The organism is Mycetocola sp. TRD_SC_2 (assembly GCF_055361225.1).
Window position 1 is genome coordinate 1,725,716 of the sequence record NZ_CM143954.1, and the last position, 23,250, is coordinate 1,748,965.

18 protein-coding genes and 2 tRNA genes are annotated in these 23,250 nt (G+C 66.1%); 12 read left to right on the forward strand and 8 right to left on the reverse strand.

From position 1 onward, the window contains the following. Window positions 1-55: 55 nt before the first annotated feature. Entirely contained in the window at window positions 56-787 is a 732-nt protein-coding gene (locus ACWA1Q_RS08290; protein WP_463756567.1) for an AAA family ATPase, read from the forward strand. A 2-nt stretch (window positions 788-789) separates the two neighbouring features. On the opposite strand, the gene ACWA1Q_RS08295 is transcribed toward ACWA1Q_RS08290, so the two are convergent. Then, window positions 790-1,395 (reverse strand): TetR family transcriptional regulator, encoded by a 606-nt coding sequence (locus tag ACWA1Q_RS08295; RefSeq protein WP_463756568.1) that lies wholly within the window; start codon window positions 1,393-1,395, stop codon window positions 790-792. Window positions 1,396-1,543: 148 nt separating this feature from the next. Between ACWA1Q_RS08295 and ACWA1Q_RS08300 the strand changes: the two genes are divergently transcribed. The 7 genes from ACWA1Q_RS08300 (at window position 1,544) to ACWA1Q_RS08330 (ending at window position 10,066) form a co-directional block, all read left to right on the forward strand. After that, window positions 1,544-3,202, forward strand: a complete 1,659-nt coding sequence (locus ACWA1Q_RS08300; protein WP_463756569.1) for an ABC transporter substrate-binding protein — start codon at window positions 1,544-1,546, stop codon at window positions 3,200-3,202. After that, entirely contained in the window at window positions 3,177-4,169 is a 993-nt protein-coding gene (locus ACWA1Q_RS08305; RefSeq protein WP_463756571.1) for an ABC transporter permease, read from the forward strand. Before ACWA1Q_RS08300 ends, ACWA1Q_RS08305 begins: the two co-directional genes overlap by 26 nt. Further along, a complete protein-coding gene (locus ACWA1Q_RS08310) occupies window positions 4,166-5,023 on the forward strand; it encodes an ABC transporter permease (protein WP_463756572.1) in 858 nt (285 codons plus the stop codon). Before ACWA1Q_RS08305 ends, ACWA1Q_RS08310 begins: the two co-directional genes overlap by 4 nt. Further along, window positions 5,020-6,636 (forward strand): dipeptide ABC transporter ATP-binding protein, encoded by a 1,617-nt coding sequence (locus tag ACWA1Q_RS08315; RefSeq protein ID WP_463756574.1) that lies wholly within the window; start codon window positions 5,020-5,022, stop codon window positions 6,634-6,636. The genes ACWA1Q_RS08310 and ACWA1Q_RS08315 overlap by 4 nt, the downstream gene beginning before the upstream one ends. 105 nt (window positions 6,637-6,741) lie before the next feature. Further along, window positions 6,742-9,339 carry a valine--tRNA ligase gene (gene valS, locus ACWA1Q_RS08320; protein ID WP_463756575.1) on the forward strand — a complete coding sequence of 866 codons (2,598 nt, stop codon included), beginning with the start codon at window positions 6,742-6,744 and terminating at the stop codon, window positions 9,337-9,339. A gap of 9 nt (window positions 9,340-9,348) precedes the next feature. After that, window positions 9,349-9,795, forward strand: a complete 447-nt coding sequence (locus ACWA1Q_RS08325; RefSeq protein WP_463756576.1) for an N-acetyltransferase family protein — start codon at window positions 9,349-9,351, stop codon at window positions 9,793-9,795. A gap of 7 nt (window positions 9,796-9,802) precedes the next feature. Beyond that, window positions 9,803-10,066, forward strand: a complete 264-nt coding sequence (locus ACWA1Q_RS08330; protein WP_463756578.1) for a hypothetical protein — start codon at window positions 9,803-9,805, stop codon at window positions 10,064-10,066. Window positions 10,067-10,069: 3 nt separating this feature from the next. On the opposite strand, the gene ACWA1Q_RS08335 is transcribed toward ACWA1Q_RS08330, so the two are convergent. Next, a complete protein-coding gene (locus ACWA1Q_RS08335; RefSeq protein ID WP_463756579.1) occupies window positions 10,070-10,876 on the reverse strand; it encodes a class I SAM-dependent methyltransferase in 807 nt (268 codons plus the stop codon). Between the two features lie 63 nt (window positions 10,877-10,939). Here ACWA1Q_RS08335 and ACWA1Q_RS08340 point away from each other — a divergent pair, with 63 nt between their 5' ends. After that, window positions 10,940-12,985: a M3 family metallopeptidase gene (locus tag ACWA1Q_RS08340; protein ID WP_463756580.1), complete on the forward strand. Its 2,046-nt coding sequence runs from the start codon at window positions 10,940-10,942 to the stop codon at window positions 12,983-12,985. Window positions 12,986-13,236: 251 nt separating this feature from the next. Here the strand turns inward: ACWA1Q_RS08340 and clpX are convergent, their stop codons facing one another. The 5 genes from clpX to ACWA1Q_RS08365 form a co-directional block, all read right to left on the reverse strand. Beyond that, on the reverse strand, window positions 13,237-14,514 hold the full coding sequence (gene clpX / locus ACWA1Q_RS08345) for an ATP-dependent Clp protease ATP-binding subunit ClpX (protein ID WP_463756582.1): 1,278 nt from the start codon (window positions 14,512-14,514) through the stop codon (window positions 13,237-13,239). Between the two features lie 164 nt (window positions 14,515-14,678). After that, window positions 14,679-15,383: an ATP-dependent Clp protease proteolytic subunit gene (locus tag ACWA1Q_RS08350; protein ID WP_308428549.1), complete on the reverse strand. Its 705-nt coding sequence runs from the start codon at window positions 15,381-15,383 to the stop codon at window positions 14,679-14,681. Window positions 15,384-15,412: 29 nt separating this feature from the next. Next, window positions 15,413-16,000 (reverse strand): ATP-dependent Clp protease proteolytic subunit, encoded by a 588-nt coding sequence (locus ACWA1Q_RS08355; RefSeq protein WP_463756583.1) that lies wholly within the window; start codon window positions 15,998-16,000, stop codon window positions 15,413-15,415. A 155-nt stretch (window positions 16,001-16,155) separates the two neighbouring features. Continuing rightward, window positions 16,156-17,511 carry a trigger factor gene (gene tig, locus ACWA1Q_RS08360; RefSeq protein ID WP_463756584.1) on the reverse strand — a complete coding sequence of 452 codons (1,356 nt, stop codon included), beginning with the start codon at window positions 17,509-17,511 and terminating at the stop codon, window positions 16,156-16,158. 56 nt (window positions 17,512-17,567) lie between these two features. Beyond that, window positions 17,568-17,641 (reverse strand) — tRNA-Pro (locus ACWA1Q_RS08365). A gap of 197 nt (window positions 17,642-17,838) precedes the next feature. Between ACWA1Q_RS08365 and ACWA1Q_RS08370 the strand changes: the two genes are divergently transcribed. Then, a tRNA-Gly gene (locus tag ACWA1Q_RS08370) sits at window positions 17,839-17,912 on the forward strand. A 31-nt stretch (window positions 17,913-17,943) separates the two neighbouring features. Next, entirely contained in the window at window positions 17,944-18,129 is a 186-nt protein-coding gene (locus ACWA1Q_RS08375) for a hypothetical protein (protein WP_463756586.1), read from the forward strand. Here the strand turns inward: ACWA1Q_RS08375 and ACWA1Q_RS08380 are convergent. After that, window positions 18,126-18,674 carry a gamma carbonic anhydrase family protein gene (locus ACWA1Q_RS08380; RefSeq protein WP_463756588.1) on the reverse strand — a complete coding sequence of 183 codons (549 nt, stop codon included), beginning with the start codon at window positions 18,672-18,674 and terminating at the stop codon, window positions 18,126-18,128. The two genes, ACWA1Q_RS08375 and ACWA1Q_RS08380, sit on opposite strands and share 4 nt — an antisense overlap. Window positions 18,675-18,776: 102 nt before the next feature. Here ACWA1Q_RS08380 and ACWA1Q_RS08385 point away from each other — a divergent pair, with 102 nt between their 5' ends. Continuing rightward, on the forward strand, window positions 18,777-23,231 hold the full coding sequence (locus ACWA1Q_RS08385) for an SCO7613 C-terminal domain-containing membrane protein (protein WP_463756590.1): 4,455 nt from the start codon (window positions 18,777-18,779) through the stop codon (window positions 23,229-23,231). Window positions 23,232-23,250 lie beyond the last annotated feature (19 nt).

Sequence of the window (23,250 nt, forward strand, 5' to 3'; positions counted from 1 at the left end):
GTTATAGTTTCACTAGAACAAGTACGCATTGCGCCCGGGCTGCCAGAATGGCTGCATGACCGCTCAGGAACCGTTCGCAGACCAGCGTCTCGTGCGATCGATCGAGCGGATGCCAGGCGCTGAGGTGCCCGCGGGCGAGTGGCCCGTCACGATCCCCGCCGTTGCCCAGCTTCTCGACTCCGGGCTCGAACTCGGGACGGGCGTCACGTTCCTCGTCGGCGAGAACGGGAGCGGCAAGTCGACCCTCGTCGAAGCCGCCGCCGTCGCCTATGGGCTCGGCCCTGAGGGTGGAACGATCCATTCCGCGCACGAGACCCAGCTGACCGAATCGCCGCTTGCCGACTGGATCCGACTGGTGAAGCGAGCGGGCGCTCCTAAATGGGGCTTCTTTCTCCGGGCCGAGACGATGCACGGCTACTTCACGTTCCAGGGTTCACTGGCAGGTGGGCACGATTTCCACAGTATGAGTCACGGTGAATCCTTCCTTGCCGTCACCGAGTCGTACCTCACAAAACCCGGCTTCTACTGCCTCGACGAGCCCGAAGCCGCCCTGTCGTTCAACTCGACGCTCGCCATGATCGGTGCCCTCTCGGATCTCGTCGCGAACGGCTCGCAAGTCCTCTGCGCGACCCACTCACCGGTGCTCGCGTCGCTTCCCGGCGCCACGATTTACGAGGTCTCGGCCGACGGCATCCACCGCGCCCAGTGGGACGATCTCGACCTCGTTCGAAACTGGAAGGCGTACCTCGATGCACCGGGGCGCTACCTCAGGCACATCCTCGACTGAGGTCAGAGCGTGGCAGCGAAGCCGGAACACACGGGCCCGGTGGCCTCGGCAACGTACTCGGCGAGGGGCCGCCGACCCACCCCGGCACTCGCCCACGCCCCCGCTGCGGCCGCAGCAGCTCCAAGAACCGCGAACGCGACCGCCTGGGGCTGCAGCCGGCTCTCGCTCCCGGCCAGTCGGCGCGAGAGGAAGACCCGGATCACTTCCGCCTGCTTCATGAACCGTCGAAGACCGGATGCCTCGAGGTCGTCGCGTGTGCCCATGAGGTCCACCTGGGTGAGGGCCCAGGGCACCCGGTCGTCGGGATGCGACGCGGCGACCCGCACGATCGCGTCGCGGACGGCATCCATCACCGAATTCTCCGGGCCTGACGCCTCGAGCTCGACCGACAGCCGCTCGATGGTCTCGTCGAAGTCGACCCACAACACGTCGGACTTCGAGCCGAAATAGTTGAAGAACGTGTTCCGGCTCACGCCTGCTCGCTGCGCGATGTCATCGACAGTGGTCCGCGCGTAGGTCTGCTCGAGAAAAAGCTCTGCGGCAGCCTCTTCGAGAATGCGCTTGGACGAGCGCCGGGGGCGGCCGACCTGCTGGGGCTGATCGTTCATGGCGGCTCCTTCCTACCGAAAGCGTAGCGACAGCACCGGACCTGGGCACGACGGGAACAAAACGAGATCTAGGATGGTTATTAGACCGCGTCCAATAACGTGCGCAGCGCACGATCGCCGTCTCTCCCTCCAGCGTCAAGGAACACACATGCATCTCCTCTCACCGTCCCACGCTCGTCGCGGCGTCGCATCCGTCGCAGCGGTCGCGGGCATCGCTCTCCTCCTCGCAGGATGTTCGGCCCCGGCCGGCGAGGCGTCAACGACGCCCGTCGAGGGCGGCACCCTCACCTACGCCAGCGGTGACGCCGAACCCACGTGCCTCGACCCGCACGTCGGCGGCAACTACCCGCAGGCCCTGATCGCCGGGCAGTTCCTGGAGTCGCTCGTCTCGCGCGACGCAGACGGGAAGATCATCCCGTGGCTCGCGACCGAGTGGTCTGCCTCTGACGATGGCCTCAGCTGGGAGTTCACGCTGCGCGACGACGTCAGCTTCACCGACGGCACCGCGCTCGACGCTGAAGCCGTCAAGGTCAACGTCGAGCACCTCAAGGACCCGGCGACCGAGTCATCGACGGGCTACCTCGCCCTGGGCAAGGTCGATTCGGTCGAGGTCGTCTCCGACACGGTGGCCCGCTTCTCCCTCTCCGCGCCGGACAGCGCGCTGCTCGAGTCGCTCTCGATGCCGTGGCTCGCGATCGAATCCCCCGCAGGCATCGCCCGTGGAATGGAGGAGAACTGCCAGGCCCCGATCGGCACCGGGCCGTTCATCGTCGATGCGTGGGTCAAGCAGGACCACGTGTCGCTCGTGCGCAACGAGGACTACAACTCGCCGCCCGCCGACGCCAAGCACGACGGCAAGGCATACCTCGAGGGCATCGAGTGGCGTTTCATCCCCGACTCCGCTTCGCGCTACGCCGCGCTGCAGGGCGGCCAGGTCGATGTGCTCGACAACGCGCAGCCCGACACGATCGCAGCGGCCGAGAAGACGGAAACACTCGCTCACCTCGACGCACCGCGACCGGGAGCATCGAACCGGATCGAGCTGAACGCGGGAGCTGAACCGTTCAGCGACCCGGCCGTTCGCGAAGCATTCATTCGCGCCGTCGATGTCAACGACGGTATCGAGTCGCTCTTCTTCGGCTCCGCCGAGCGCTCGTACTCACCGCTGTCGAGCGTCGAATCCGCCGGATACTCCGACGAGTCGCTCTTCAGCACCGACCTCGACGAAGCGAACCGCCTGCTCGACGAGGCGGGCTGGAGCGAACGGGACGCCGACGGCTACCGGGTGAAGAACGGCGAGCGCCTCTCACTGGACTTCCCGGTGTCGACGAACCAGTCGATTCCCGCCGAGCAGTCGCTGTTCGAGCAGATCCAGGCGACGGCGAAGGACGCCGGGTTCGCGGTCAACCTCAGCCTGCTCGACCTGTCTAGCTGGTACGGCGTGCTCGCCGAGAACAACTACGACCTCGTGAGCGCCCCGTACACGAAGGTCGGACCTGACGTGCTGCGCATCCTGTACCACTCCGACGGAATCACTCCGGCGCCGAGCGGCTACTTCGCGAACCTCTCGCAGGTGAACAACCCCGAGCTCGACGACCTGCTGACGCGGGCATCGGAGATCTCCGACGAAGACGAACGGGCATCCCTGTACGAGGACGCCCAGAGCATCATCCTCGGGGGCTTCCACATCCTGCCCCTGTACGACCAGCAGAACCACTTTCTGATGGGCACGCACGTGAAGGACGTTCGGTCCCTCCCGACCGTGTCAACGCCGACGTTCTATGACACCTGGCTTGACGGAAAGTAACCTTCCGCCCCGCTCCAGGAGCCTCCGCACCGCGCGGTGGCTCCTGGTCCGGTTCGGCGGGTCCCTCTTCGTGCTGTGGGCTGTGGCGACCCTCACCTTCTTCGCCATCCGGCTGATCCCCGGCGACCCGGCTGAAGCCGTGCTCGGCGGGCCGGGGTCGCAGGCATCACAGGAGACGCTCGATCAGGTCCGGCGTGACTACGGCCTCGACCTGCCGCTCGGCATCCAGTACCTGAACGCGCTCGGCCGGCTTCTCACCGGGGACCTCGGCACCTCATACGCCCTCAAGGTTCCCGTCGCCGACCTCCTCGGCGCGCAGATCGGTGGCACCCTGATCCTCGCGTTTGCCGCACTCACTCTGGCGTGGCTCCTCGCACTGGTGCTCTCCCTCTGGTCGACCGGTAGAGGCCGAGTCGCGGCATCCGTCGGTCAGGGCATCGAACTCACGAGCGCAGCGCTCCCCCACTTCTGGCTCGCCACCGTGCTCATCGCCATCTTCAGCAGCGCCCTGGGCTGGCTGCCCCCGGTCTCAACCGGCGGCGTCACGGGACTCGTGCTGCCCACCGTCACCCTCGCAATTCCGCTCGCCGGCTTCCTCGCGCAGGTCATGCGCGAAACGCTCCTCGATACCCTCGATGCCCCGTTCATCGTCTCCGCGAGGGCACGCGGAGAATCGCCGATCGGCATCCGTCTGCGCCATGCCCTCCGCCACGCGAGCCTTCCTGCGATCAGCCTCTCCGGCTGGGCGCTCGGCTACCTCATCTCGGGCGCCGTCGTCGTCGAGACGATCTTCGCCCGGCCCGGACTCGGCCGAACCCTCCTGCAGGCGGTGACCCTGCGGGATGTCCCGATCGTCACCGGCGTCGTTCTCCTCGTCGCCCTCGTCTACATCGTCATGACGGTCGCCACGGATGCCGCCTCGCGGCTCGCCGATCCCCGCCTGCGCCGTGCGGAGGCAACGCGATGAGCGAACTCGACCTGCGTACCGCTGCGGCGAGCGCAGCACCGGCCAGACGCGCACGACCGAGCGTCGGTGAACTGCTCGCGCTGGGCTTCGTGCTCTTTCTCCTGGCTGCCACCGTTGTTCCTGGCCTGATCTCGCCGTTCGAACCGAACGCGATCTCGGCACGCGACGCCTTCCAGGGGCCATCGCTCACTCACTGGTTCGGCACCGACGAATCGGGGCGCGACATCTACAGCCGGGTCGTCGCCGGCACATCGACGTCGCTCCTCATCGGAGTGTCAGCCACCGCGATCGGCCTCGTCCTGGGACTCGCCCTCGGTGTTCTCGCCGGTTTCGGCGGGCGGGTTCTCGACTTCACCGTCAACCGCACCATCGAGGTGCTCTTCGCTTTTCCCGGTCTCCTCCTCGCCCTTCTCGTGATCGTCATCGCAGGTCCCGGCCCGGTTACAGCGACCATCGCGGTCGGCCTGTCGACCGCGCCAGGTTACGCCCGCATCATTCGCGGGCAGCTGGTCAGCATCCGTACCTCTGCCTACGTCGAATCGGCTCGAGTCCTCGGGCACGGACCTTTTCGGATCCTCACCCGCCACATCCTGCCCAACGCCCTCGCGCCACTCCTCGTGCTCGCCACCCTGGGGATCGGCCAGGCCGTCGTCTGGGCGGCCGCCCTCAGCTATCTCGGCCTCGGTGCACAGCCGCCCGCCGCCGAGTGGGGAGCGATGCTCTCCGCCGGCCGCACCTACATCGGCACCGCGTGGTGGCTCACCGTGTTCCCCGGCCTCATGATCGTCCTCACCACCATCGCGACGACGGTTCTCGGCCGGAGCCTCACCCGCAGGACGGCAGGAAACCGATGAAACCTCTCCTCGACGTCGACCAGCTCACCGTCTCCTTCGGCGACACCACAGTGGTTCATGATCTCTCCTTCGCGATCGGACGTGGTGAATGCGTGGCCATCGTCGGCGAATCCGGCTCAGGCAAAAGCGTCACCGCCCGCGCGCTCCTCGGTCTCGCCGGTCGGGGCTCGCGAGTCTCCGCCTCCATGCTCACCCTTGCCGGCCGCGATCTCGCGGGTGCGTCGGAACGGGACTGGCGAAACATCCGCGGTTCACAGGTCGGATTGGTCCTGCAGGATGCCCTCGTCTCCCTCGACCCGCTCCGCCCGATCGGCCGCGAGATCGGTGACGCGCTCCGCCTCCACTCCCGTCTCTCAGCCGATCAGGCGAGGACCCGTGTGGTCGAGCTCCTCAACCTCGTCGGAATGCCCGACCCGGAGCGGGCGATGTCCCAGCGATCGGGCGAACTCAGCGGTGGCCTCCGCCAGCGCGCCCTCATCGCCGCGGCCATCGCGCTGGACCCGCCGTTCCTCATCGCGGACGAACCCACCACGGCTCTCGACGTCACCATCCAGGCGCGTATCCTCGACCTCCTCGCGAGTATCAAGGAACGCGGGACGGGCATCCTCCTGATCAGCCACGACCTCGCCGTCGTCAGCGCCATCGCCGACCGGGTGCTCGTGATGAAAGACGGGCGCTTCGTCGAGACCGGCAACACCCGAACCCTGCTCGAGAACCCGCGTGAGGAATACACCCGCCGCCTCATCGCCGCCGTCCCAACGGACAAACCCCGGCGTACGCCGCTCGTCCCCACCAGCGCGACGCTCGCCGCACCGATGCCTTCACCGATGCCCGCTCCGGATGCTTCGCCACCGGTCGTTCTGTCGGCATCCGGTCTCGTGAAGACGTACCGCGCGCCGGCGGGCCGGTTTCGTGCGGTGGATGACGTCTCGCTGCACCTCGACCGTGGCGAGACCCTCGGACTCGTCGGAGAGTCCGGGTCGGGCAAGACCACCGTTGCCCGGCTGATCCTCGCGCTGACCGATGCGGACGCCGGCGACGTGCTCCTCGACGAAGAGTCCTTCTCCGCTTTGAGGGAACGCGAACGCAGGCCGCTCCGCCGCAGGATCGGCGCGATCTACCAGGACAGCCTGAGCTCCTTCGACCCTCGCCTGACGGTCCGACGCATCCTCACGGACGCCGTCGCCCTCGCTCCCGCCGACGACAGGTCCACCGTCGGCGAACTCCTCGACGCCGTCGGCCTCCCGCAGTCGGTCGCCACCACCCGCCCGCTGTACCTCTCCGGCGGTCAGCGCCAGCGCGTGTCGATCGCGCGTGCCCTCGCGTCTCGCCCCGAGATTCTGATCTGCGACGAGCCGGTGTCTGCCCTCGACGTCACCGTCCAGGCCCAGGTGCTCGACCTCCTCGACAGACTGCAGGCGGAGCGCGGGCTCAGCTACCTGTTCATTTCGCACGACCTCGGAGTGATCCGCCACATGAGCGACCGCGTTGCCGTCATGAAGGACGGGAAGATCGTCGAAACCGGTGACGCGACGAGCGTTTTCGACGACCCGCAGCATCCGTACACCGCTCGACTCGTCGCCGACGCCCCGCGCCTTAGCGCATCACGCTGAGGGCGGCGTCGTTCCGAACGGCAGGCCGCGGCTCCGCTACCATGGACAGATCCCAACACTCAGGCACGTACACACGGTGCCGCCTATAGCGAACCCGGAGTTCCCATGACCGCGCACGTTCCAGACAAGCCCGTCCTCGAGGGCCTAGAAGCCAAATGGGGTCCCGAATGGGAATCCGCTGGTACCTACCGGTTCAACCGGAGCGCTGCCGTCGAAGGTGGCCGCGGGTGCGTGTACTCCATCGACACTCCCCCGCCGACCGCATCCGGTTCGCTGCACATCGGCCACGTCTTCAGCTACACCCACACGGATGTCGTCGCCCGCTTCCAGCGGATGACCGGCAAGCAGGTGTTCTACCCGATGGGCTGGGACGACAACGGCCTTCCGACCGAGCGCCGCGTGCAGAACTACTACGGCGTGCGCTGCGACCCGACTCTCCCGTACGACGCCGAGTTCGTTCCGCCGTTCGAAGGCGGAGACGGCAAGAGCTCGAAGGCGGCCGACCAGAAGCCGGTCTCACGACGTAACTTCATCGAACTGTGCGAACGCCTCACCGTCGAGGACGAGAAGCAGTTCGAAGCGCTCTGGCGCACCCTCGGCCTGTCCGTGGACTGGGACCAGTCGTACCGCACCATCGGCGACGACTCGATCCGCATCAGCCAGCTTGCCTTCCTCCGCAACATCGAACGCGGTGAGGCGTACCAGGCGATGGCGCCCACCCTGTGGGACGTCACCTTCCGCACCGCCGTTGCCCAGGCCGAGCTCGAAGACAAAGAGCAGTCAGCCAACTACCACCGCGTCGCCTTCACGAAGCCCGACGGCGGAACGATCGAGATCGAGACCACGCGACCCGAGCTCCTGCCGGCGTGTGTCGCGCTCGTCGCGCACCCGGACGACGAGCGCTTCAAGCCGCACTTCGGCACGACCGTCACCACACCGGTCTTCGGTGTGGAGGTCCCCGTGCTCGCCCATCACCTCGCGCAGCCGGACAAGGGCGCCGGAATCGCGATGATCTGTACGTTCGGCGACGTCACCGACGTGATCTGGTGGCGTGAACTCGACCTGCCCAACCGCACGATCATGGGCCGCGACGGCCGCATCATCGCTGAGGCGCCGGATGTCATCACCTCCGAGTCCGGGCTCGCCGCATACGCCGAGATCGCCGGCAAGACCGTGTTCAGCGCCAAGCAGGCGGTCGTGCAGCAGCTCAAGGATGCCGGCGCCCTCATCGGCGACCCGAAGCCGACCACCCACCAGGTGAAGTACTACGAGAAGGGCGACAAGCCACTCGAAATCGTCTCCACCCGCCAGTGGTACATCAGGAACGGCGCGCGCGACGAAGACCTCCGCGCCAAGCTGATCGAGCTCGGCAACGAACTCGAGTGGCACCCCGACTTCATGCGGGTCCGGTACGAGAACTGGGTCGGTGGCCTCACCGGCGACTGGCTCATCTCGCGCCAGCGGTTCTTCGGTGTGCCCATCCCGCTCTGGTACCCGCTCGACCCCGAGGGCAACCCGGTCTACGACTCCCCCATCGCCCCTGACGCCGCGTCCCTTCCTGTCGACCCGTCGAGCGACACCGCTCCCGGCTACGACGAGTCGCAGCGGAACGTGCCAGGCGGCTTCGCCGGTGAACTCGACATCATGGACACGTGGGCGACCTCGTCGCTCACCCCGCAGCTCGCGGCCGGCTGGGAACGCGACGATGAGTTGTTCAACACCGTGTTCCCGTTCTCGCTGCGCCCGCAGGGACAGGACATCATCCGCACCTGGCTGTTCTCCACCATGCTGCGCTCGGTGCTCGAGCACGGCCAGAAGCCGTGGGAACACGCCGGTCTCTCGGGGTGGATCCTCGACCCCGACCGCAAGAAGATGTCGAAGTCGAAGGGCAACGTCGTCACCCCGGCAGACATCCTCGAGAAGCATGGGTCGGATGCCGTCCGCTACTGGGCCGCATCATCCCGCCTCGGCACCGACGCCGGTTTCGATCCGCAGAACCCGACACAGATCAAGATCGGCCGCCGCCTCGCCATCAAGGTGCTCAACGCATCGAAGTTCATCCTGAGCTTCGAGTCAGCGGACGACGCCTCCGTCACCGAACCGATCGACCTGAGCATGCTCGCCACGCTTCGGACGATCGTCGCCGATGCGACCGCCGCGTTCGAGTCGTACGACCACGCGCGTGCACTCGAGATGACCGAGTCCTTCTTCTGGACATTCTGCGACGACTACCTCGAGCTCGTGAAGGAACGCGCGTACGACGCTTCCCACCCGGGTCAGGCATCCGCTGTGGCAGCGCTGCGCGAGGCCCTTCACGTGCTGCTGCGCCTCTTCGCCCCGTTCATTCCGTTCGCCGCCGAAGAGGCCTGGTCGTGGTGGAACGACGGATCGGTGCACTCCGCAGCGTGGCCCACCGTGGATGATCTCGCTTCGACCGGTCAGCCGGAACTGCTGGTGCTCACCGGGCAGGCGCTCACGAGCATCCGTCGTGCGAAGACCGATGCCAAGGCATCGCAGAAGGCGACCCTCGACACGGCAACCATCACAGGAACCCCTGAGCAGATCACACTTTTGACCCTCGCAGAAGGGGATCTCAAAGCGGTCGGTCGTATCGTTAGACTCACATTCACCCCCGGAGACGAGCTCGCGGTCACCGGAGTGGAATTTGCCCCGGTCGACGCCCCTACGTCGAACCACAGTTGAGGAGAAACAATGACGTTCGAGATCCGCCCGGTCAAGGACCGCGACTTCTTTAACTGGCTGCCCCTGTTCGCCGGATACGGCGAGTTCTACGGCACACCCGTCCACGATGAGAAGGCGCTGTTGGTGTGGAGCTGGATCAGCGAGAAGAAGCACGATTTGTCTGCGCTCGTCGCCCAGGACGAAGACGGCTCGCTCGTCGGTCTCGCTCACTACCGGACCTTCGCGCGTCCCCTCGCCGGCGGAACAGGGATCTACATCGATGACCTGTTCGTCTCTCCCGACGCCCGCGGAACCGGCGTCGCGACTGCTCTCATCGAGCAGGTGACCGAGATCGCCCGCGCGCAACGCTCGGAGATCGTCCGCTGGGTGACCGCTCCGGACAACGACGAAGCGCAGGTGCTGTACGACAAGGTTGCCAAGCGCACCGACTGGATCACCTACGACCTGACCGTGTGACGGGGGCATGATGCAACTCGGAACCCGCTGGACCGTCGGTGACACACCCCCGGCAGGACTCCCCGAGGTCATGACTGCCGCCGTCCGGACGGTCGAGGATGAGCTTCGCGCCGAAGACGTCGACGCGCGCTCGTGGCGCTGGACCCTGACCTGGCTTGAACGACGTCCCGTCATCGAGCTCGACGACGGCACGATCATCACCTACAACGCTGTGGCAGACACCGCAACCATCCGGCAGGTCGACGCCCCGGAAGAGGACGAAGAAGAGTAGCGACTACTTGCGCGCGAGGATTTCGCCGTGAGGCATCGCGTACCAGGCGCGAGGGTCGGCGACCCACTCGGTCCAGGCCGCCGAAATCTCCTCGAGCTCGGTTTGGGTCGCTGATCCGCTTTCGATCGATTGCGGAGCGAAGCTGGACTCGACGGCTCGGGTCGCCCACGCGCTCCCCCACCAGTCGCGGTCGTCGTCGGTAGAGAAGCACCAGATCGACGCGGTGCTTTCGACGTCGGTAAACCCGGCATCCATTGCCCATGCCTTAAGCGAGCGTCCGGCATTCGGCTCGCCCTGGTTCGACCGGGCAACCGACTGGTACACCCGCATCCAGGTGTCGAGGCCGGGAAGAAGCGGATACCAGGACGCCGCTCCGTAGACGACGTCGCGCGCCGCGACGATACCTCCGGTCTTGACCACGCGGCGCATCTCGCGCAGGACGGCGACCGGGTCACCCACGTGCTGCAGCAGCTGGTGGGCGTGCACGACGTCGAAGGTGTCGTCGGGATAGTCGAGGGCATACGCGTCGCCGGCGGCGAAGTCGACGTTGAGCACATCGCTGTCACGAGCGAGCGTGGAGGCCTGGAGGCACACCTCGGGTGATGCATCCATGCCGAAGACCGCACCGGGAAAGACCCGCTGGGCGATGTCGATGGTGATGGTTCCCGGTCCGCAGCCCACATCGAGAACGCGGGCGCCGCGTGTCAGGTACGGGGCGAGATATGCTGCGGAATTGTCGACGGTGCGCCAGCTGTGCGTGCGGAGAACGCTTTCGTGGTGACCCAGCGTGTAGCGCTCGGAAGTTGCCATACTCCCACCCTATGCGTGTGTGGGAGCCCTCTGAGCCCACATGACCGCCCTAGGGTGGGAGGCATGCCCAACACGCCGAACCCGTCCTTCGAACCCAGCACTCTCCCCTACCAGCTTCCTCCGTTTGCGGAGATTCGCGACGAGCATTTCTTCCCCGCTTTCGAGCAGGGAATGGCTGAGCAGCTGGCCGAAGTGGATGCCATCGCCCGGCTGGGCGAGGCGCCGACTTTCGAGAACACCCTGATGGCACTGGAGCGGTCGGGGCAGGTGCTTGAGCGGGTGGCATCCGTCTTCTTCAACAAGACGTCGGCGGACTCGAACCCGACGACGACCGAGCTCGAGGAGCGTATCGCGCCTCTGTTGTCTGCGCACACCGATGCGATCCGGCTCGACCCTGACCTGTACGCGCGGATCCGGTTCGTCCATGAGCAGCGCGACCACCTCGGGCTCGACTCCGAGTCGCGGTATCTGCTCGAGCGGTACTTCACCGAGTTCACGCTCGCGGGCGCGGGGCTGAGCGATGCCGATAAGGACAAGCTGAGGGAGTTCAACAGCACCCTGTCGACCCTGACGACCCGATTCGAGAAGAACCTTCTCGCCGACACCAATGACCTCGCCGTCGTGCTCGATGACGTCGCGGAGCTCGATGGCCTGAGTTCCGGTGAGATCTCGGCTGCCGCCGAAGCGGCGCGGGAGCGGGGGCTCGACGGTAAGTATCTGCTGAGCCTCGTACTGCCGACCGGGCACCCGGCTCTGGCCAGCCTGACCCGGCGCGATGTGCGCGAACGGGTGATGCGCGCGTCGCGGGCTCGTGGCATCCGTGGTGGGGAGTTCGACAACCGTGAGCTCGTGCTCGAGATCACCCGGCTGCGCGCTGAGCGGGCCCGCCTGCTCGGCTTCGAGTCACATGCCGCTTTCGTGACGGCCGATCAGACGGCGCGGACGCCCGCGAGAGTTGCGGCGATGATGGAGTCGCTCGCGCCGGCCGCCGCTCGCAATGCTCGCGTTGAGCAGGCCGACCTGCAGGCTCTCGCCGATGCGTCAGGAGAACCGTTCACTGTGGAGAGCTGGGACTGGGCCTACCTCACCGAACAGGTCCGTACCGCCCGGTTCGATGTCGATACGGCCGCGATGCGCCCGTACTTCGAGGCAGAGCGCGTGCTCGTCGACGGGATCTTCTACGCGGCGGAACGCCTCTATGGTGTGAGCTTCACCGAGCGCGCCGACCTCGTCGCGTACCACCCGGACGTGCGTGTGTTCGAAGTGACCGAGTCCGACGGTGCGCCGGTCGGCCTGTATCTCCTCGACCTCTACACCCGGGATTCGAAGCGGGGCGGGGCGTGGATGAACCCCCTCGTGTCGCAGAACAGCCTTCTCGACCAGCCGGTTGTCGTCGTGAACAACCTCAATGTGCCGAAGCCGGCGTCGGGCCAGCCGACCCTGCTGAGCTTCGACGAGGTGACGACGTTCTTCCACGAGTTCGGTCACGCGCTGCACGGGCTTTTCGCTCGGGTCACCTACCCGCGGTTCGCCGGGACCAATGTGTTCCGTGACTTCGTCGAGTTCCCCAGCCAGGTCAACGAGATGTGGATGCTCGACCCCGACGTGCTCGCGAACTACGCGGTGCACCACGAAACCGGCGAGCGGATGCCACAGGCTCTCGTCGACAACCTCCACCGCTCTGCGTCGTTCAACGAGGGCTTCCTGACGAGCGAGTACCTCGCCGCAGCGATGCTCGACCAGGCCTGGCACCGGATTACCGCGGATGATGAGATCTCCGACGTTGAGGCCTTCGAGCGGTCTGCGCTTGAGGCGGCCGGACTCGACAACCCCGCGGTGCCGACGCGATACTCGAGCACCTACTTCGCCCATACTTTCTCGGGTGGATACGACGCTGGCTACTACTCCTACATCTGGAGTGAGGTGCTCGATGCGGATACCGTCGACTGGTTCACCGAGAACGGCGGGCTCACCCGTTCGAACGGGGACCGGTTCCGCGCTTTGCTGCTCGGCGTCGGTGGGAGCAAGGACCCGCTCGAGGCGTACCGCGACTTCCGCGGGCGCGATGCTCGCTTCGAGCCGCTGCTCGAGCGGCGCGGCCTGGCGTAGGGCGTCGCGGGCGCGTGGGCGGCGGCATCCGTCACGCGGGCCATGGACGCTGATTCGCATTCGAGTTGCCCCAAAAGGTCGCTCCCACGCACAACGAACGACCGTTTGAGGCAAATCGATCCGGCGAACAGTCCTTTGCGGCAACTCGATCACAGAGACGCGAACGGATGCCGACGGGGCAGCACCCACGGGCGGGGACCTCAGAGCAGAACAGAGCAGAACGACCGAGCGAGGCCCGGCAGAGGGAAGTCCTACGCGGACTTCTCCTGGCGGCGCGGCTTGTGCGGCACAATCGTCGGCGCTGCGTTCTCGAGCACCGACTCACGGGTGATGACGACGCGAGCGACCTCTTCGGTCGACGGCACCTCGAACATGACCGGGCCGAGAACCTCTTCGAGGATCGCGCGCAGCCCGCGAGCACCGGTCTTACGGAGTACCGCGAGATCGGCAATCGCCTCAAGCGCACTCTGCTCGAACTCGAGCTCGACACCGTCGATCTCGAACATGCGCTGGTACTGACGCACGAGCGCGTTCTTCGGAACGGTCAGGATCTCCATCAGCGCGTGCTGGTCGAGCGGGGTCACGGTGGTGACCACGGGAAGACGGCCGATGAACTCGGGGATGAGGCCGAACTTGTGCAGGTCTTCAGGAAGCACCTCGCTGAAGAGGTTCATGTCGTCGCCCTTGGAGTGCAGAGGAGCGCCGAAGCCGATGCCCTTCTTGCCCGCACGGGACGAGATGATCTCTTCGAGGCCAGCGAAGGCACCGGCGACGATGAACAGCACGTTCGTCGTGTCGATCTGGATGAACTCCTGGTGCGGATGCTTGCGCCCACCCTGCGGAGGAACGGATGCGACGGTGCCTTCGAGAATCTTCAGGAGCGCCTGCTGCACGCCCTCCCCTGACACGTCGCGGGTGATCGACGGGTTCTCGGCCTTGCGGGCGATCTTGTCGACCTCGTCGATGTAGATGATGCCGGTCTCGGCGCGCTTGACGTCGTAGTCGGCGGCCTGGATGAGCTTGAGGAGGATGTTCTCGACGTCTTCACCGACGTAGCCGGCCTCGGTGAGCGCTGTGGCGTCGGCGACGGCGAAGGGCACGTTGAGGCGCTTCGCGAGCGTCTGCGCGAGATAGGTCTTGCCGCAACCGGTGGGACCGATGAGCAGGATGTTGCTCTTGGCGATCTCGATGTCATCGGAGATGGAGTCGGCGCTGGTCAGCGAGGTACGGGCCCGCGTGCGCTTGTAGTGGTTGTAAACGGCGACGGAGAGGGCCTTCTTGGCCGGCTCCTGGCCGATGACGTACTCCTCGAGGAAGTTGAAAATCTCTTTCGGCTTGGGCAGTTCGAAGTCGGGCGTTGCCGCTTCGCCGGCCTCGGCGAGGCGCTCCTCGATGATCTCGTTGCACAGTTCGACGCATTCGTCGCAGATGTACACGCCGGGCCCCGCAATGAGCTGCTGAACCTGCTTTTGGCTCTTCCCGCAGAAGGAACACTTGAGCAGGTCTGCGCTCTCACCGATTCGAGCCATCAGTCCACACTCCCTCTTGCTGGCTAGTTGCCTTCTTTGAGCCTAACCCGAACCGCGGACATCGTGCCGTAGGTGACGTGCCGGGTGTCGAAAAACTCGGTGGCAGAAACGAAAACGGAGCCGGGAAATCCCGGCTCCGCTCTCTCATGATGCTGTTTCGCGTGTTACGCGGACGTGATCGCTCCGGACGCCGTGGTGTTCGTCGTCGGAACGTGCTTGCGGCTCGTCAGGACCTGGTCGATCAGGCCGTACTCGAGAGCCTGTTCAGCCGAGAGGATCTTGTCGCGGTCGATGTCCTTGTGGACCTGCTCGACGCTCCGGTTGGAGTGAGCCGAGAGGGTCTCCTCGAGCCAGATCCGCATACGCAGGATCTCAGCTGCCTGGATCTCGATGTCGGATGCCTGTCCCTGTCCGGCCTCGCCGACGGCAGGCTGGTGGATGAGGATGCGGGCGTTCGGCAGCGCAAGGCGCTTGCCCGGCGTACCGGCAGCGGTGAGCACGGCAGCAGCGGATGCCGCCTGGCCGAGCACCACGGTCTGGATGTGCGGGCGGATGTACTGCATCGTGTCGTAGATCGCAGTCATCGCGGTGAACGAACCACCGGGTGAGTTGATGTACATGACGATGTCGCGGTCCGGGTCCATGCTCTCGAGAACGAGAAGCTGGGCCATGACGTCATCGGCCGACGCGTCGTCGACCTGGACACCCAGGAAGATGATGCGGTCTTCGAAGAGCTTGGCGTACGGGTCCTGGCGCTTGTACCCGTATGCGGTGCGCTCCTCGAAGCTCGGAAGGATGTAACGCGAGTTCGGCATGGCAGCGGCCGTAGCGGCGAAGTTACCTGCGGCGCGGAAAGTCGGGGTTTCCATATGTTTTGTCCTCTTGATTTTCTCGACGCTTAGGCGGTTTCGGTTCCGCCGCCGCCGGCGACGTCCGTTGCCGACTCGCGGATGTGGTCGACGAATCCGTACTCGAGGGCTTCCTGAGCGCTGAACCAGCGGTCGCGGTCACCATCGGCGTTGATCTGCTCGACGGACTTGCCGGTCTGCGCGGCGGTGATCTCAGCCAGGCGGCGCTTCATGTCGAGAATGAGCTGAGCCTGGGTCTGGATGTCACTCGACGTGCCACCGAAACCGCCGTGCGGCTGGTGCAGCAGCACGCGGGCGTTCGGGGTGATGTATCGCTTGCCCTTGGTGCCCGCGGTCAGGAGCAGCTGCCCCATCGACGCTGCCATGCCGATACCGACCGTGACGATGTCGTTCGGAACGAACTGCATCGTGTCGTAGATCGCCATGCCTGCGGTGATCGAACCACCGGGAGAGTTGATGTACAGGTAGATGTCCCGCTTCGAGTCCTCAGCCGCGAGCAGCAACAGCTTCGCAGCGATCTCGTTCGCGTTCTCATCGCGGACCTCTGCGCCGAGCCAGATGATGCGATCCTTCAGCAGTCGGTCAAAAACACTGTTGGGCAGTGTCAGTTCGGCCATGTCGCGCTCCATTTCAGTTGTTGCGTGTAATCGAATCTATCGGAGCCAACGCGGCTGAACTGCTCTGTTCGCCGTGGGCAGATATCGCGCCGCTCCCCGGTTAAATGACCGATGCCCCGGGAACGTTCCCGGGGCATCCGTCATTGAGAGGAAATCTACTTCTCGGTCGAGCTTTCTTCGGCAGGAGCCTCGTCGGCTACGGCCTCGTCGGCGGGAGCCTCTTCGGCGTCATCGTCGCCCGTCGGGACGAACCCGGTCAGATCGACAGTGTTGCCTGCGGTGTCGACGACCTTGGTCTTCGCGAGCACGACGGCGAGGGCCTTGTTGCGGGCAACCTCTCCGACCATGGCCGGGATCTGACCGTTCTCGTCGAGAACCTTGATGAACTCGCCCGGCTCCATGTTGTACTGAGCGGCACCCTGGATCAGGTACTGGGTGAGCTCGTCCTGGCTGACCTGGACGTTCTCGGCTTCTGCGATCGTGTCGAGCAGCATCTGCTGCTTGAACGTGGCTTCGCTCGAGACGGTGACCTCGGCGCGGTGCTCGTCGTCTTCAAGGCGACCTTCACCCTCGAGGTGACGGTGAACTTCGTCTTCGACGAGCTTCTCCGGAACGGGGATCTCGACGAGCTCGACGAGCTTCTCGAGCAGCTTGGTGCGAGCCGCGGTGCCCTGGCCGAAGGCCTTCTGGCGTGCGACCTGCTCCTTGAGGCTCTCGGTGAGCTCAGCGATGGTGTCGAACTCGCTGGCGATCTGTGCGAAGTCGTCGTCGGCCGCGGGCATTTCGCGTTCCTTGACGGCACCAACGGTGACGGTGATCTCGGCGTTCTCGCCCTCGTGTTCTCCACCGAGCAGCGGAGCGCTGAACGTGGTGACCTCACCAGCGGTGAGGGACTCGAGTGCTTCGTCGATGCCCTCGATCAGGTCGCCTGAGCCGACCTCGTAGGAGATGCCGGTCGCGTTGTCGACCTCTTCGCCGTTGATCGCCGCAATGAGGTCGATCTGAACGAAGTCACCCGTTGTTGCCGGGCGGTCGACGGTGACGAGCGTGCCGAAGCGCGTGCGGAGCTTGTCGAGCTCGGCTGCGACGTCCTCGTCAGTGATCTCGGCGGCATCCACCTCGATGGTGATGTCGTCGTAGGACGGAAGCGTGATCTCGGGACGAACGTCGACCTCGATGGCGAGCTCAAGGTCTCCGGAGAAGTCCTTGTCGCTGGGCCACTCGACGATGTCCGCCGAGGGGCGACCGAGGGTGCGGATGCTGTGCTCTTCGACAGCAGCGCGGTAGAAACCGTCAAGGCCCTCGTTGACAGCGTGCTCGAGAACGGCACCCTTGCCCATGCGCTGGTCGATGATCGCCGGCGGAACCTTGCCCTTACGGAATCCGGGGATGTTGACCTGCTCGGCGATGTGGCCGTAGGCGTGGGTGATGCTCGGCTTGAGGTCTTCAGGCGTCACCGAAATGGCGAGCTTGACGCGGGTGGGGCTGAGCTTTTCGACCGTGGATTTCACGTTGGTGTGTTCTCCTGTGTTGTGGATTCGTCCTCGATCTGAGGAGTACGGACTTGTCGGGGCGACAGGATTCGAACCTGCGACCTCCCGGTCCCAAACCGGGCGCTCTACCAAGCTGAGCTACGCCCCGGTAGGTAACTACCGGGTTGGACTCACACGCCAGAATGAAGGCGGCAGTGGAAGGCCTCAGACAGTCTAATGCACGACCGCGTTCGAAAAACCGACACGGAGGGTGGCGGCACATCGCACCCCAAAACGTGTACTACGATATTCGGGTGCCGGTCTTCCGGTGAAAACCGAAACGCTGACGGAAACCCGCCAGATTTCGGGGCTGTAGCTTAGTGGTAAAGCCTCTGTCTTCCAAACAGATGATGCGAGTTCGATTCTCGTCAGCCCCTCCAGTTCTCCGTTCCAGCGATCGAAGGCGAAGCGATGAAGATGCTCCGCCCGTACTCGATTTGGACAGCCATCGGCGTCGCGCTCTTCATTTGCGCCGGAATCTTCTTCGGAACCGGCCGCTTCGGAGCGGGTATCGGCCTCATGGCGGCATCCGCGGTGTGTCTCGGGTCAGCGATGACCTCGCATCGGCGTTGGGTCCGCAAGAACGGTTCAGACTAGACCGAACCGCCCTCTATCGACTCGGCGTGGTGCCGTGAGTGCTCGAGATAGATTTCCGCATTTTTCCGGATGCCGTCGACTTCGTCGTCGGTGAGCTCGCGTCGCACTTTTCCCGGGACCCCGGCGACGAGTGACCGCGGCGGGATGACCGCACCGGAGAGCACCACCGCTCCCCCGGCAATAAGGCACTCCTCGCCGATGACCGCACCGCTGAGCACAACCGCGCCCATCCCGACGAGGACGGTGTCGCCGATCGTGCATCCGTGAACGACGGCATTGTGCCCGACGGAGACGCCGCGACCGATGACGACCGGGGATGCCGAGTCGACGTGGACAGCGACGCCGTCCTGGATATTGCTGCCCTCACCGAGAACGATGGAGGCGGAATCGCCCCGCAACGCGGCGTTGTACCAGACGCTCGATCGGTCCTTCAGAGTCACATTCCCGACGATGCGAGCTCCGGGGGCAACGAATGCGGTGTCCGCGATGTCCGGGCCGTTCACGCCCGTCAGCCGAATGATGGATGCTGCGTTTTCGCTCGTCATGCGGTCACACTATCGCGGCCCGGTTTATCCACAGGGGTTACGTTCCTCCCCGATCCACAATTGGGGCCGACGCATCATGCGGCGCTCCGACAGAATGGGGCAATGCCAGACACCTTCCGCTCCGCCCGCTGGTGGCCGGCCGACCCGTCGTTCCTCACCAACACGGCTGTCTGTCCCGCTTGCTTCTCGCCCCTCGGCGGAGCGGTCTGCGTCAACTGCGGGCTCGACCTGACGGTGCCGGCGGCAACGGACCTGCTCGAGGCGGGTGCCACGGTCGCGTCGGCGGAGTCCCGGCGTCAGGACCTGCTTGCCCGCATGCGTGTGCAGCAGGAGGAACGCCGACAGGCAAACCTGGCCCGCCAGGCGGCGGATGTCCTCGCATCGCAACAGCACACCGCCGCCCCCACCGCACCGCAGTACGCGTATCCGCCGGCACCGACAGCGCCGGAATCCACCCCCGTTTCCGGATACCCGGCCGAGCCCGGCGTGAACCCGGAACGTTTCGCACCCGGAGCCTGGACCTCTCCGCCTTCGTACGCTCCTCCGGTTCAGCCTCTCAACATCCCAGAATCTCCGGGGAATGCGCGACCGCGACGGTCAGGCATCCAGATTCTTATGCTCACCGTCGGCGTCCTGCTCGTCGCGGTCATGGCCCTGTTCTTCGTTCTCGTTGCGTACCTCGTCGCGAGCCTCGAGGTCAGGTCTGTGCTCACCGGCGCGGCGAGCGTCGTGGTCTTCGGCGTCGCCGCCCTCCTTTCCCGCCGCAAGCTTCGCGGAACCGCCGAGGGCATCGCGAGCCTGTCTGTCGTGCTCTTCCTGCTCGATCTGTGGATCATCCGTGCCAATGGAGTGTTCGGATCCGACGGCCTCAATGTCTGGCTCTACACCGGCCTCGCTCTCGGCGTGCTGTCGGTGCTGCTCCTCGTCGCGTTCCGGATCCTACCCCTGAAAACACTGTCGATTTCAGCCGTCATCCTCGGTCCGGTGGCAGCGTTCACCCTGGTGCTCGGCCTGTTCCCTGAGCCGGTTCCCGTCACCGGGCTGTGGGCCGCCGCCGCCCTTGTCGCGTTCGGTGCGACAGCACTCTGGCCGCGCGTCGGGCTTACGGTCGAACGCGTCGCTCTGCGGCTGGTCAGCGTGACCGCTGCGGTCCTCGGCACCCTCTTCGCCCTCGGTGCCTTCCCCGACGTGCCGTTCGGTGGTGTCCTCGCGTTCACCGTTGTCGCCGGATGCTGGCTCCTCGCGCTCGTCGTCGAACCTGCACCGGCGGCTGAAACCGCTCCAATGGAGTCCGGTCAGTTCGCCCCGGCTTCGCTCACCGCCTGGCGGGTAGTGGCCGCTGTCGGCCTGGGTCTTGCGGCGACCGGAGCCGGGCTCGCGCTCATTCCCCGAGGTGCTGGCGAAGAATGGCGCTGGCTGCCTCTCGCCGGCACTGCTCTTGCGGCCCTCCTGGTGGCCGCGCTTTCCCGTGCTCCGCGACTGGCTGGAGCGGCGCGTGCACTGAAGCTTGCGGCATGGATTCCCCTCGGTGCCGCCTGCCTCGCGGCTCTTCCCGCCGCCGCAGCGAACCTGATTACCGCAGCGTGGGGTGTGAGTTCCGGCGCGTTCAGCCTCACGGCGTTCGAACGTCCGGACGTCTTCTTCGGAGAGGGCTGGGCCGCTCCCCTCGCCGCGCTCTCCCTCGCTGGTCTGGGCTTCGGGGCGCTCTTCCTTCTCGGTCTCGCGCGGCGCACTGCGTGGGCGCCCGGCGTTCTCGGTGGTGTCGGCCTCGTCGGCGCGGGTGCGACGCTGGGCCAGCCGGTCGCCTCGACGGCGTGGCTCGGGGTGCTTTCGGTTGTCGTCCTTGCCGGGGTTGCTCGTGGGCTGCCCGGCCTGCGGGTCGTGTTGGGACTGGTCTTCGGACTGAGTCTTCTCGCGTTCAGCACCATCGGAGCGACGAGCACGGTCACATTCCCCTTCGCGCTCCTCGGGGCGATCGCCCTCCTCATCGCCTTCCGGCAGGTCGCGTGGTTCCGGGTGCGCCGGGCGGTCGCAGTCTGGCTGATTCCCCTGGTCTCGGTAGCGGCATCCGTCACCGTGCTTGTGACGGTATCGCTGATACCGAGCTGGTTCGCGGCGGCGACGGGCGGGCCACTCCCATGGGCGCAGCCAATGCTTTGGTTCACCACGACCGCGTTGCTTCTCTGGATCGGTCTCCTCGCCGGAACACGGTTCCTCACTCGCGTGGAGACAGCCGCGGTTTTCACTGTCGCGCTCCTTTCCGCTCTCGGCGGGATCTGCCTGCTTCTCGTTTCCGATGAAGCCGATTCCCTGCTTGCGATGCTCGTGCTCACGTCCGTCGGCGGCATCCTGTGGCAGCTGGTCCGATCGGTGGCCGCCTGGCCCGAGCGGTTCGTCGCTGCGGCGATCGCGCCCGCCGCGATCGCATCTGCATCCGTTGTCGCATGGAGCCGTTACGCTCCGCCCCTCGGCGAGGAAGGCCGCTCGTCGTCGCTCGTCGTGGTTGTGGCCGGTGTCGCGGTTGTTCTCGCCGGTGTTGCGCTCCTTCTCTTTTCGCGCTCCGCCGCGCCGCGCATTGTCTGGGACTCTGCTCTCGGGGTCATCGGTTTCGGGGTCATCGCGGGCGTCGCCGACAGCCCCACAATGGGCTGGCTTGCGCTGCTGCTGCTTGCCGTTGCCGCTCTTGTCGTCGCCAGTGGGACAGGCGGGATTGTCACCGGCACGTCACTCCGAAGGCACCTCGCGTGGCTCGGGCTGCCGTTGGCGGTCGCTGCGCTCTGGTTGGGGCTGGTGCGCTCAGACGTCGTCGGGGTGGAGTGGTACACACTCCCGGTCGCCGGGCTCCTGCTGGCAGTCCTCTGGCTGATCCTCGCTCGGCGCCCCGTGGCGGCTCAAGCGGTTCCCGGTCGGTCAGTGTTGCTGATCGCCGCCGTTGTTGTCGGGCTCGCTCCCAGTGCCATCGCCGGCCTGACCTCCGACCCCCTCAGGCCGATTCTTGTCTTATCGGTCTCGGCAGCTCTGGTGATCGCCGGCGCACTCGCTCCTGAGACCCACCGCGGTCTGCGCGGCGGGATCATCCTCTGGTCCGCGGGTGTCGGGGCGAGCTTCCTGACCGGGGTCGGGCGCGCATTCCTGCACCAGGCAGACCACAGCATCCCCTTCGAGTGGTGGTCAGCTGGCGCCACTGCGGTGCTGATCGCCGCCACCCTGGCGCGGCACCTGACCCGGCGGTCGCCCGGCGGTGCCGCGACGGTGGCGATCGTGGCTGCGGTCGTTGCTCTCGGCGCACCGACGGCAGCAGCGGTCGCCGTCGAGGCAGTCGAGCCCCGGCGCGCCCTCATCGTGTTCTTCGTGCTGTGCGGTTTCGTTCTCGTCGCGTGTGTGCGGGACGAATTTTCGCCCGCGCTCCGCTGGGTCTCGATTGCCACTGCCGGGGTGCTCGGCGGTGCGATCCTCGCACCGGCGAACCTGGCGCCGTTCGAGCTCGTCACCGTTCCGCTCGCCGTCGCGATCGTTGCTGGGGTCACCGTGCGGCTCGTCCGGCAGGTCGACCGCGAGCGTCAGGTTCTCCTCGTCGCAGGACTGGCGCTCGGACTGGCACCGAGCGCACTCTTTCCTGGCGACTCTCTCCTGCGCTCCGGGAGCGTGCTCGCGGTGTCAGCCGCCCTCATCCTCGCCGGTTTGCTCACGCCGGCTGCAGCGCGTGGCCTGAACGCCGGGCGAACGTTCTGGCTCGCCGGGGTGCTCGCCGCCTTCGTGGCCGGTGTATTCCGCGCACTCAGCGAACGCGAGAACATCTCGCTGCCGTTCGAGGTGTGGTCGGCAACGACAGCCGCCGTCCTCCTCGCCGCGGGGCTTCTGTGGTTCTTCGGCAAGGGCTCGTCAGCGGTCCTTCCCGCCGTCGCCCTGTCGGCATCCGTCGTCGCGCTGGCCCTGCCGACGATGGCAGCCCTCGCGGACCAACCGCTCGCTGGATGGCGCGGGGTGACGGTGCTGCTGGTCCTCTGTGGGATCGTGCTGGCGGCATCCGTCCGGGACGAGTTCTCGCCCCTGCTCCGATGGGTCTCGATCATCACTGCTGCCCTGCTCGTCGCGCTTCTGCTGCAGGCCGATGCCGCGTCGCCGTTCGAACTGGCCACTGCACCACTCGCTCTGGCGCTGATCGCCGGCGGCGCCGTGCGACTCGGGCGGTTCCCGCAGATGCGGTCGTGGGCGCCACTCGGCGCCGGGTTGCTCCTTCTGCTCGTGCCCTCGCTTCTTGCCAACTTCGGTCCGAACGAGTTGTGGCGAGTCGTCGCGCTGGGCGTCGCATCGCTCGCCGTGCTCGGCGCGGGTTTGGCGTTCAAGCTGCAGGCCCCGACGCTGATCGGCGCCGTGGTCGTCGTCGTCCACGCTCTGGCTCAGCTGTGGCCGTGGATTTCGGGGCTGTACGGCTCGGTTCCCTGGTGGCTCTGGGCAGGGATCGGTGGAGTCGTCCTCATCGTGCTCGCCGCAACGTATGAGCGAAGAATTCGAGACCTCAAAAGCGTCGCGCTTGGGATCTCATCGCTCCGCTGACCCGGGTGGCAAGGATGCC